General features: G+C 67.3%; 5 protein-coding genes and 1 pseudogene. 2 read left to right on the top strand and 4 right to left on the bottom strand.

Going from position 1 to position 9,595, the window contains the following annotated elements; genetic code table 11:
* Positions 1 to 94: pseudogene (locus AB0E85_RS39020) on the bottom strand (MBL fold metallo-hydrolase); the annotation flags it as partial.
* Positions 95 to 904: 810 nt separating this feature from the next.
* Between AB0E85_RS39020 and AB0E85_RS39015 the strand changes: the two are divergent.
* Together AB0E85_RS39015 and AB0E85_RS39010 are read left to right on the top strand one after the other, a co-directional pair.
* A complete protein-coding gene (locus tag AB0E85_RS39015; RefSeq protein ID WP_361937515.1) occupies positions 905 to 1,588 on the top strand; it encodes a DUF6308 family protein in 684 nt (227 codons plus the stop codon).
* A gap of 377 nt (positions 1,589 to 1,965) precedes the next feature.
* Positions 1,966 to 3,963, top strand: a complete 1,998-nt coding sequence (locus AB0E85_RS39010) for a zinc-ribbon domain-containing protein (RefSeq protein WP_361937514.1) — start codon at positions 1,966 to 1,968, stop codon at positions 3,961 to 3,963.
* A gap of 152 nt (positions 3,964 to 4,115) precedes the next feature.
* Here the strand turns inward: AB0E85_RS39010 and AB0E85_RS39005 are convergent, their stop codons facing one another.
* The 3 genes from AB0E85_RS39005 to AB0E85_RS38995 form a co-directional block, all read right to left on the bottom strand.
* On the bottom strand, positions 4,116 to 5,408 hold the full coding sequence (locus tag AB0E85_RS39005) for a hypothetical protein (RefSeq protein WP_361937513.1): 1,293 nt from the start codon (positions 5,406 to 5,408) through the stop codon (positions 4,116 to 4,118).
* Positions 5,409 to 5,846: 438 nt separating this feature from the next.
* Positions 5,847 to 8,321, bottom strand: coding sequence for a preprotein translocase subunit SecA (locus AB0E85_RS39000; RefSeq protein WP_361937512.1), 2,475 nt, complete (start codon positions 8,319 to 8,321; stop codon positions 5,847 to 5,849).
* Positions 8,322 to 8,587: 266 nt separating this feature from the next.
* A complete protein-coding gene (locus tag AB0E85_RS38995) occupies positions 8,588 to 9,505 on the bottom strand; it encodes a hypothetical protein (protein ID WP_361937511.1) in 918 nt (305 codons plus the stop codon).
* Between the last annotated feature and the right edge of the window lie 90 nt (positions 9,506 to 9,595).

Genomic DNA, 9,595 nt, shown 5'->3' with positions numbered 1-9,595 from the left:
TGAGGACCAGCCGGCGGGCTCCGGCCCGGGCCGCCGTCTCACCCGCTTCGCGGCCGTTGAGGTGCAGGTCGGGGATGTTCTCCTTGCCGTGCGTGGGACCGGCACGCCTGGTACCTACGCCTACCGTGTACGCCCGGCGCCCCGTGGGCCGGAATAGTAAGGCTGGAATGCGCCGCCGACATCCCCGCCCCGGAGGCGATCGCCTTGGCTAACCTCTCGCAACTGGTACTGCCGCGGTACGCCAGTTGCGAGTACAAAGACGCCCGGGCCCCCCAGAACCTGGTGCCGGTCGCTGGGCTGGAGAGGGAACTGCGCCGCCGCCTGGGCAACCCTGCCCTGCTCAGCAGGGCCCTACGCGTGGCAGCGGTGAGCTGAGCCGCAGTTCCTCCAGGTCCTCAAAAATAGTTGCCGTAGCCACAGAGTCATGGTCCGTGCAGTCAGCAGCGCCGCGGGCACTTCCGCCCCTGACTGACTTTGCCGCCATGGCATACCGCGACTTCGAGGCCAGCACCACCCGCGGCGAAGAGCTCGTGCGCACCGTCCTGCTGAGTACCTGCGCCCCGCACACCGCTGAGCCAGCAGCGAAGCGTTAGGGGATGCCCTTTCGTAGGAATTACGGTCGGTTGCTGGCCACGGCAACCCTTAGCCTGGGCACGTCCCGGCCGCACCCCCAGGCTCTTCGCCGGCCGTGTCCCGCCGACGGCCTCATACCTTGGGCATGCCACGCTGCTGGAGAGGGCCCGAACGGACCGCAACCCGGTTGTGCCGCTTCGCGAGTACAAGCTGCCGTCGTCCTGCCGTGGTGGCGGTGTGGCGCCTGACAGCTGCCTCTGTATTGACACGCCCGCCTGACCGTCCTGCTGCAGACTGCTTTGCTTATGATCTCGATGAAGGATGGATTCGCGTGATCTCTCCCAGTGGAGCGTCGTTGTCGCCGTTGGGACAGCGATTGAAAGAACGGATGGGTGCCGAGCGTGCTGTGGGTGATCTGCGGCGCTACTTCGGTGTAGGTCTGCCGACTGGAGTGGCCGGGTTCACCGGCAGTCGGTTCGAGCATCTGGCTGGTGGGGGAGACAGGCCGGAGGTGGCCGACCGGATCACGGCGGAGGACCTGGTCGCGGTGCAGGCGTTGTCGGTCACCGTTCCGGCGCCTGTCGCGTTGGACCTCTTGGAGGGCCGCCTCGGCGCGCGGCTGTCCGGTCTGCTGCAGGCCATTCCCAGGGACATCGACATGGTTGATGCCGACGCGGTCGTTGTGGCCGACGGCTCGCCGGCAGACCGCGCCTGGCGACTGCTCGAAGGTCAATTTGATGTCGGGTGGGTGATCGCTGGGAAGCTCCTGGCCAGGAAGCGTCCGCGCCTGCTACCGGTCTACGACAAGGTGGTGCGCTGCGCTCTGGGCCGCCCCCGCCCCTCGTTCTGGCTTGCGCTGCATACCGCGCTGCGCGCGGACGATCGCGCCCTGCACCGCCAGTTGCTCAAGTTGCGCCAGGTCGCGGGGGTGCCGGAGACGGTGAGTGCGCTGCGGATATGCGACGTGGCGGTGTGGATGGGGCACCGAGCGGAGGGGCACGCCTGTCCTCGCTGACCCTCGGCAGCGAAGCCGGCGAACTTTTCATACCTCTTGGCCTGACACCGCGGCGGGCTGAGAAGCGAAGAACGCCACCACGTCGACCCCGTCCTGGGCCTGGCCGCCGTGCCCGAAGGCCCGGGCCTCCAGAGCATGGTCGGCCTGAACCGCCAACGCCACCACAAGGTGCTCCAGAGCCTCCCAAGACAGCTCATGCGTGCGAAGCAGCAAAGGCGCCGTGACCGTCAAGGGCGACAGCCCCGGCAGTGCCCTAGCCTGGTCCACGCTCCTGACCCGAGGGCGGCATCGTCGCCGCCACCGACAACTCTCAGACGTCGGTGGAGCGGGGACAGCCAAGGAGGGGCGATGTCAGTGCTGTACGCCATCATCGGCGCATGACCGCTGCCTCCTCGCCGAGAGCCAGGGCTACTTCAGCTGTTGAGCCCCCACGCACGCAGGCGCTTGTTCTTCCGGAGTCGCTCGTCGGTCTGTGCCGCGCAGATCAGTACGAGCGTCAGAAGAAGTTCTGGCAGGAGCTCACGCAGCAGTGGCGTGCTGAGGTCACCGCTTCGCTGGAACAGGTACGCGCGAAGATTGAGAAGCAGAATGCTGCCAACCGGGAGCTCCGGGACAACATCCTCAGTGCCATGCAGGCTGCCCCCGATCCACGCGAGCTGTCGGTAGCCGACGTCACGGTGCTGAAGGACCAGTGGGCGGACACGGCGGATCCCGCGCTCGTGGGCGTGCGGGATGCGACCGACAGAAGATGGCGCTGCACTGTAGAACCGGGACACGGCTCATGGATGGCTCCGCCGAAGGACCGCAGCCGCACCGACCGGCCCAGCATGTGCCCGAAGTGCTCCGGCGCGGCCCCGCGGCCAGGAGAGAAACCCGCTCTCGAGCGATCCGTGGCGGCCATTTCCGCGCTGGCCGCTGAGCTCCACCCCGACTCTGGTGCGCCAGAGGAGATCAGCTACGGCAGCAACAAGCCGGTGACCTGGTGGCATCAGGTTCCTGCTGTCCAGCCTGGGACCGGAGAATGGTATTGGGCGACCCATATCTGGAAGCAGCCCACCAAGAGCCGCACCGGCCGGCGGAGCAGGAACGGGAAAGCGGCTGGGATCAACGGCTGCCCGGTCTGCAATTCCGACCAAGCCGACGCCTCCAACAGCCTGGCTGCGTGGTATCCGGAGCTCGCGGAGCAATGGGTGCGTGGCCCGGCGGGCCGGAACGCGCACAACACCACCGTCGGGTCCAAGATCGAGGTGACGTGGCGCTGTACGTCCTCACAAGGGGAGCATGAGGACTGGCCGGCACCGCCCAACCGCCGCACCGCGAAGGCGCTGCGGTCTGGCTGTCTGAAGTGCAGCAAAAACGTCTCCGCCAAGGCGCTGGCGCTCTACCACGAGCTGTGTCCCCACTTGCCCGCCTTGGAGCTCGAGGCGCCGATTCCACTCGCCCCAGCGCCCGGCAAGCGGTACCGCGGCGTGCGGGTCGACATGTGGGAAGAGGCGTTGCAACTCGTTGTGGAGTTCGACGGCTGGAAGACCCATGGACCTGAGTCCTGGCGCGACCGCGCAGCCGACGACCGCCTGAAGACCGATCGTCTGGCCGCTGCCGGCCAGACGGTGATCCGGGTCCGCGAAGACCTTGACCCGGTTGGACCTCACGATGTCGTTGTCGGCTCAGGCTGGAGCGCGTGGAAGGTAGCCGTCGCAGTCCTGCTGCGCGTTCACCAGCTTGGCCTGCACCCGCTGCCCGGCCTCGCCAGCTACCTGGAGCACGGCACGGAGACAGCGGCGGCCGACGTGGAGAAGGCTCTGCTAGGTATGCCATACCAGCCCCGCCGGTTTCCCAAGGCTTCGAAAGCGGCCGCCGCACCACGGCAACTGAAGGCCACCGAGCCACATGCGGACAGCTGGCTGACACCGGTGGGCCCCCCGTACCCCAATCCGAAGAAGCGAGCTGGATCGCTGCGGGACTACCAGTGCAGGTGCAAGACGGTCGTCACCGGGCTTCCGCAGGCCGAGGTCACTCGCGGGAACACCAAGAGCTGCGGATGCCGACAAGATGCATCCCGTGCCCTCCCGCGAGGCCGGGTGGATCGGGAGCTGACCCAGGCGGCTCGCCAATGGGCGCGGAAGGCGGGGATCGAGGTCAGGGCAAATGGCGCGTTGGGCGCTCGAGGCCTGGCCTCCTACCAGCTCCATGCTGTCGGCATGGCGAGTTTCCTCGGCGACGACAGCCTCATTCCCGAGGGCGTCGTCCGTGGATGGGCCGATGATGAGGAGATCGCACTCGGTGCACGCGGACGTCTGCCCCGGCACACCTGGCTCGGCTACGCGGCTTCTGTACTGGCTCAGCTCGCGAAGGCTCCGGATGAGGACGCGTAGGACTTGGTGGACGGCTCGAACCAACCGTCGCTTGAGCTGCGGTAGCTACGCTTGAAGTCTGCTTCGCGCCGACAGTCTTCTTCTTCGAAGATGTCGGTGCGGAGTAGGGTTTGTCGTGAACAGCGCATGGGATCAGACACCCGCTCGCCTCCTCAGGATGCCGGACGGTTAAGCCAGTCGGCGAAGGGCGTGCGGACGTCCGGAACGGGCAATGGCGTGGCGTCTGCGCCCGCGTGGCGCGCTGCCTGCAGGACCGTTGTGAGGTCTCCGCTGGCGAGCGTTTCGACGGGGCACGCACTGCACTCGCCATCACGGGCATGCTCTGTTCCGGCATCGGCGATGGCACGGACATGGGCGAGCCCGTCGAGCCCGCGGTCGACACGAAGCGCGTACCAGGTGCCGTCCTGCTCAGCTCCGGGGAGTCCGGCTGCCACGCCCGGGTACATCGGCAGATAGACGTGGCCATCGTTGACGCGTACGAGGACCACTTGATCGAGGTAGTCGCACAGATCGGGCTCAGGCTGATGGTCGTCCAGCCAGGCGATGGCTTCAGCACGCGGTCCAGGACCCCATAGGTATTGGGCGGGGAAGACGGTGGTGGCGCTTCGAGCATCGAACTCCATCAGGTTCGGGTCAGTGACTCCGCCCGGGCAGAACACGGCACGGACCAGGACGTAGGTGAACCTCCCCTCCTCGTCCTCTTGGGCCAGCTGGCTGGCGTAGCCAGCCGTGGTGTACTCGCCGTTGTCGCTCCAGCCGATGGCGATGATGCTCCGGCTGAGCGGTGCCGGATACAGCCGGCCTCCCGGTGTCGCGTGCCCCCAAAGGTGATTGATGATCTCCGCAAGGTCGGAAAGCTCCCTGGCAGCTTCCACCGGAGAGGTCAGGTGGTAGGTGCCGTGCGCCACCATGTTCCGCAGCCTGCGCAGAACCGGTTCCAGAGACCGGTTGCGCTGCCCGCGCAACATGCCCTCGCGGCGGGCCCAGGTCAGCAACCCGTCGAGCATGGCATTGAACGGCTCCCACACCCGGGAAGTGCCCATGCGGATCTCCGCGCCGCGCACCTTCTTGTACTGCTCGAAGAAGTCGCTGTAGCTGGTCATCGTGATCTGGTGCTCGTGCCTCTTGCGATCCCGGACCTCGACGACCTGTCCATGGTGGGCGACGAACCGGTCCCGCAACGCTTGCTCCAGCGTCAGCCGGGCCACGTCTGCCACCAGCGTGAACAGTTCGTAGCAGAGCACTCCGTGGCTGTGAGCGGTGCGCAACTGCTCGAACTTGTGTTGGGTTGTTTCAGCGACATCGTCGGCCAGCCTGAGCCCCGCGATCACACGCTGCTGGAAGTCGGCGGCGTCCTCCGGCTGCATCTGGCCCAGGCCGAGAGGCGTGAAGCGCAGTGAGCGTTCGTCGGCGGCCTGCAGTTCCTCCAACGGCTTGATATCCATGCGCGACCTTTCCTACCTCTCCTAGGCATGCGTCTGGCGAACTGGTCAGGATCAGGCTTGAATCCTGTGCGGTGCAAGCGGATTGACATCGTGCAGCGGGACACGGATGGACCCGGGCGAGGTCGCCGGTCAGGATTGCGCGATGATGCCGACATCCGGCCGAACTAGAGCTTGTGAGCCGGACCGGCTCGGACAGCACCGGACCAGTGAAGCCGCCTGGGTATGCGCTGGGACAGAAAAGACCACCGGTCGCCAGCCGACATACGCTCGCCGCGCCGGGGCGTCGGTCCAGGCCGAGCCGCGCAAACACCGGCCGGAGCACCGCCTCCTTGCGCGAGACAGAGCCTCTCCTCGCACCGGCGCTGGCCGCGTGCCACTTGGCTTGGCGGCCTGCCGAGACGACTTTCCTGTGATGTTCGGCAGCCCTGGCACGAGGGGCTACCGCTTTCGCTTCTGCCTCTGTTTCGGAGTGTCTTTCGTGCCGCGTGGTGGCCGCTTGGCGTTCGGGTGGATCGAGCGTCGAAGTTCTGACGCAGGCCGCAACGACTGCAAGGTGGCGGTCAGCGCGGCGTCGAGCGGCCCGATGTGTCCGTCGTAGAGGGCCCCGACGAGATCGCGAGTCGGTTCGTCGTAGAGGAAGACGACGCCACGCGGCAGGCCGAACTGATGTTTCTTGGCTCGCAGGTAGCCACGGAGGTTCTTCTCGGCGTCGTCGGGGTCCTGTCCAGCTGGGCGCGTCGCCCACACGAACAACCATCCTTCGGCCGGATCGACGCTGGCCGTGACGGGCACCGTCATGCTGCGGCCCTGGCTGTTCGGGCGCGGGTTGTTGAGGAGGATGTCACCGTGGCGCGCGAACTTGTGCTGGGCGGGCGTTGCCAGGGATAGCAGCGTCGCGCCGATGCTGAGCCATCCGGTGACGTTCCATGACTGCAGTTGGTCGAGGAGAGGTGCGAGTGGGGAGGGTACCATCGCCGGCTTGGGTGCGGACCCCGAACCTGTGTCATCACGTCCCTTGGTGTGAAACCACTTGTCGAGCACGTCGGTTCGGCTGGTCAGGAAGCTCGGCTTCTGTGCCCTGTAGCGGCGCAGCTCGGCCGTGGTCGGCTCAGGGAGGAACGGGAATGCGGCACACACCTGTGCCGGGTCGGGTTCGACCCAAAGGCCCGCCTCGAAGAAGTACAGGAACAGGTCCAGTTCGTCCGGTGCATGGAACATGACGGTGACATCAGGGTTGCGGCGCCGACGCAGGTAGAGGAGAAACTCGGCCGGGCGTGCGACGAGTTCAGTGATCAGCTCGAGGTCGTGCAGGGACACCGTCCAGGGGACGTTGTCGGGGGTGAGCAGCCCGGCCCGCACCAGCTCTGCGGTGGCGGTCAGGACGGTCGAGAGGTCGTCGAGACTGACGGCAATGGTGTGGATCTCACGGATGTGGCTGAGGTCGACCCAGCCTTCGTCTTCGATACGTAGGCCACCGTCCCGCTCGATTGCATCCCGCATGCGGCCGGACTGCTCGGCTGCTTTCGTGATGATGCCGGTCAGATCAGTACGGATCCGTGTCGTCTTCCCTCCGCGGGACAGGGCGCTCAACGCGACGGCCTTGTCCTCCACGATGAGGGCGACGTCGTCGAGGACGATGAGGTGGTCGCCCTCGACGCGCTTGGTGTACTTCGCCGGATCAGCAGTTTTGGCTTCGTTGTCATTCGCGGGCACGTAGTACTCGAACGCGTCCCGGAAGTGAGCCCCGGGGAGTACGCGGTCGAGCGCGTCGCGCGTGCGGGACTCGAGAAGGTCTCCGCGATGCTTCGCGTACTGGCTCCATACGGGCGACGTCTTCAGATGCTCTTCGAGGTTCTCCCGGACGGCGAATACGCTCAACGCCGGGTGCGGCAGCATGAAGCGCCCGTTGTCAGCGACGACGAGTGGCCGGCTACGCAGCGGGTTCCTGCCGGTGCTGAACGCATCGATGACGTCCGCAGGGTTGGCCGTCCCGAGGTCGAGGCGGAACCTTTCGACAACGGCCCCCACACGTTCAACAGCAATGCCCGTGCGCGCGACGACGTCGTCGATCGCGACAGTGGCCTGGTCGCCGTCGGGCTCGAACATCGACATGACACTGGACCTGGCGAGTTCTGCTAGCCCGTCGTCCGCCCGGCCCGCCTCCACCGCGGCCATCGCGTCCAGCACTGTGTCCCCCATTGCTTTGAGGCGGTCATTCAGACCAGCCTCCTGCAGGTGGTGGCATGCGTCGAGGACAGCCAGGGCGTCGGTCGCGTCGAAGCCGAGTTCGGCATTCAGCGCCGCGCGAACGCTCGGGTTGCCGTCGAGAAGCGCCAGGTTGGTCGTTGCGACCATCTCCGGGTAGGACGAGTTGCGCATCCATACCTCGGCGCCACGAATGAGCATGGACACGAGGGCAAGCTTGTCGGTCGGGTCAACGGCGGCGAAGGACCGTATCTGTGCAAGGCGGAGGATCCCGTCGAGTTCGTCCTTCGCCTCGGAGACGAAGTGGCTCATCTCCTGGTCCTCGACTGCGGGGGCACCAGCCGTCGCCGAATCTTGCCGGGCGGCGAGAGCGACCAGCGCCAGCAGTTCCAGGTACGCGGCGCCCGCCTCCACAGTGACGGGCGTCTCGCCTTCGCGCGCCATCGGCAGGAACCGCTGACGAGCCACCTCGATGATCCGGATCGCGTCGAACCGCCCCAGCTTCGCGACGAGCTCGTCGACAGCCTTGTCGAATGCTGCGTCGACCGCCGCGGCAGGATCATCGCCAGCGAACGTGGCCATGAGCGCCATCAAGGCAGTCAAGGAGTCCACCATCACTTGCGCGTGCGGGTCGAACACCGGCGACGTCGGACCGGAACGGCGCTGCCGCCTGTTGCGCGCTTCACGGCGCTTCGATCGGGAACCCATGAGCCAACCTCACCACAGTATCGGGACCGATCAGCGAACGGTTCGGATCCGCTTCGATCAGCCGGTGCATCCACGCCCGCTCTCCCTGTTCGTTTCGTGGATTCGACCTGCGGCCGGACTGGGGGTCCCGGCTGAGAGAGGCTGTATCGACTGTCGATGAAGCATCATCTTGGATGAAAGACCGCCATGTCATGGGTCCTGCGTTCGCCGAACTGGAAGGCTCGATCGCCCTCTACTCCAAGCTCTTTGACCGAACCTGGCGGCGGTCAGTGCGCAGACGAGTCCGCGGAGCCGGAGACGGGCCGGTGAAGGGGAGCCGGCTGCCAGTGCACCTCGTCGGTGTCCCGCTGATGGTGCCAGGCCGCCAGGGTACGGCCGGCGACCAGCCGGTCGAGCAGCGCTCCGGTCTGGTGGGGGGAGTGCCCGCACAGACGGGCGACGACGGCCATGTCGGCTGCGGGGCCGGCTGTGGTGGTGTGGGCGGCCAGGACCAGCGCGGCCAGGCGGTCTGCGGGGTTTGCCGCTGCCGGAACGATGAGCGGGGTGGGCTTGAGGGCCCAGTGGGCGGCGCGCCGGCGGGCGCTGCGGCCCGGGGCCTGCTTCAGTGCCGCGTCATCCAGCAGCCGCACCTGCAACGGCGATGTCCGGGGGTCGGGCAGGTCGAGCCAGTCGTCCTGTGCCAGTTCCTGCCACGCCTCGGTGTGCCGGTGCAGGCGCATGCCGCGCAGCAGGCCGGCCGGCAGCCGGGCGCAGCCGTGGGCGTCGGCGCGCAGGGCGCATTGCAGGGCCAGCAGGCGGGCGGCGGGAGAGGTGACGCAGCCGAGGGTGGAGGCGAGGTGGGTGAGCATCTCCCGTACCCGTTGCCGCTCGTCTCCGTGTACCCGCGGCTGGACGGGGGCTGATGCGGCCGGTCGGCGAGGGCTGAGCAGTGTGTCCGGCACCACGGCGGTGTTGCTGGTCGCCGCCGCGCAGGCCGCGCACGCGTCGGCCAGCCGCCAGGTGCGGCCGCTGAGGTCGCGGGTCAGGGCCAGCAGCACCCGCCCGGCACAGCCGCGATGGCGCGGATGCCAGACGCAGCCCCGCAGCCGGCACTGGCAGCTGCGCAGGTGCGCCGGCAATGCGTCCGCGCGGGCATGGCAGGCCAGATGGGCCAGGGCGGCCGACCGAGCGGAGGATGCTCGCACGCGAACCGCGCTGACGCTCGGAGGGGGGCTTGTTGGTGTATTGCGGGCTTGCTGGCCTGGTGTGTTGTGGGTTCGTTGAGAGAGGCCGGG

This window comes from Streptomyces sp. NPDC029044, assembly GCF_040637495.1.
GTDB lineage: Bacteria > Actinomycetota > Actinomycetes > Streptomycetales > Streptomycetaceae > Streptomyces.
The sequence above is the reverse complement of the archived record's forward strand: the minus strand, read 5'-3'. Positions and strand labels throughout refer to the sequence as shown.

Coding starts and splice junctions, on each gene's coding strand:
- AB0E85_RS39010 (WP_361937514.1), top strand. CDS start 1,966: ATGACCGCTGCCTCCTCGCCGAGAGCCAGGGCTACTTCAGCTGTTGAG.
- AB0E85_RS39005 (WP_361937513.1), bottom strand. CDS start 5,408: ATGGATATCAAGCCGTTGGAGGAACTGCAGGCCGCCGACGAACGCTCA.
- AB0E85_RS39000 (WP_361937512.1), bottom strand. CDS start 8,321: ATGGGTTCCCGATCGAAGCGCCGTGAAGCGCGCAACAGGCGGCAGCGC.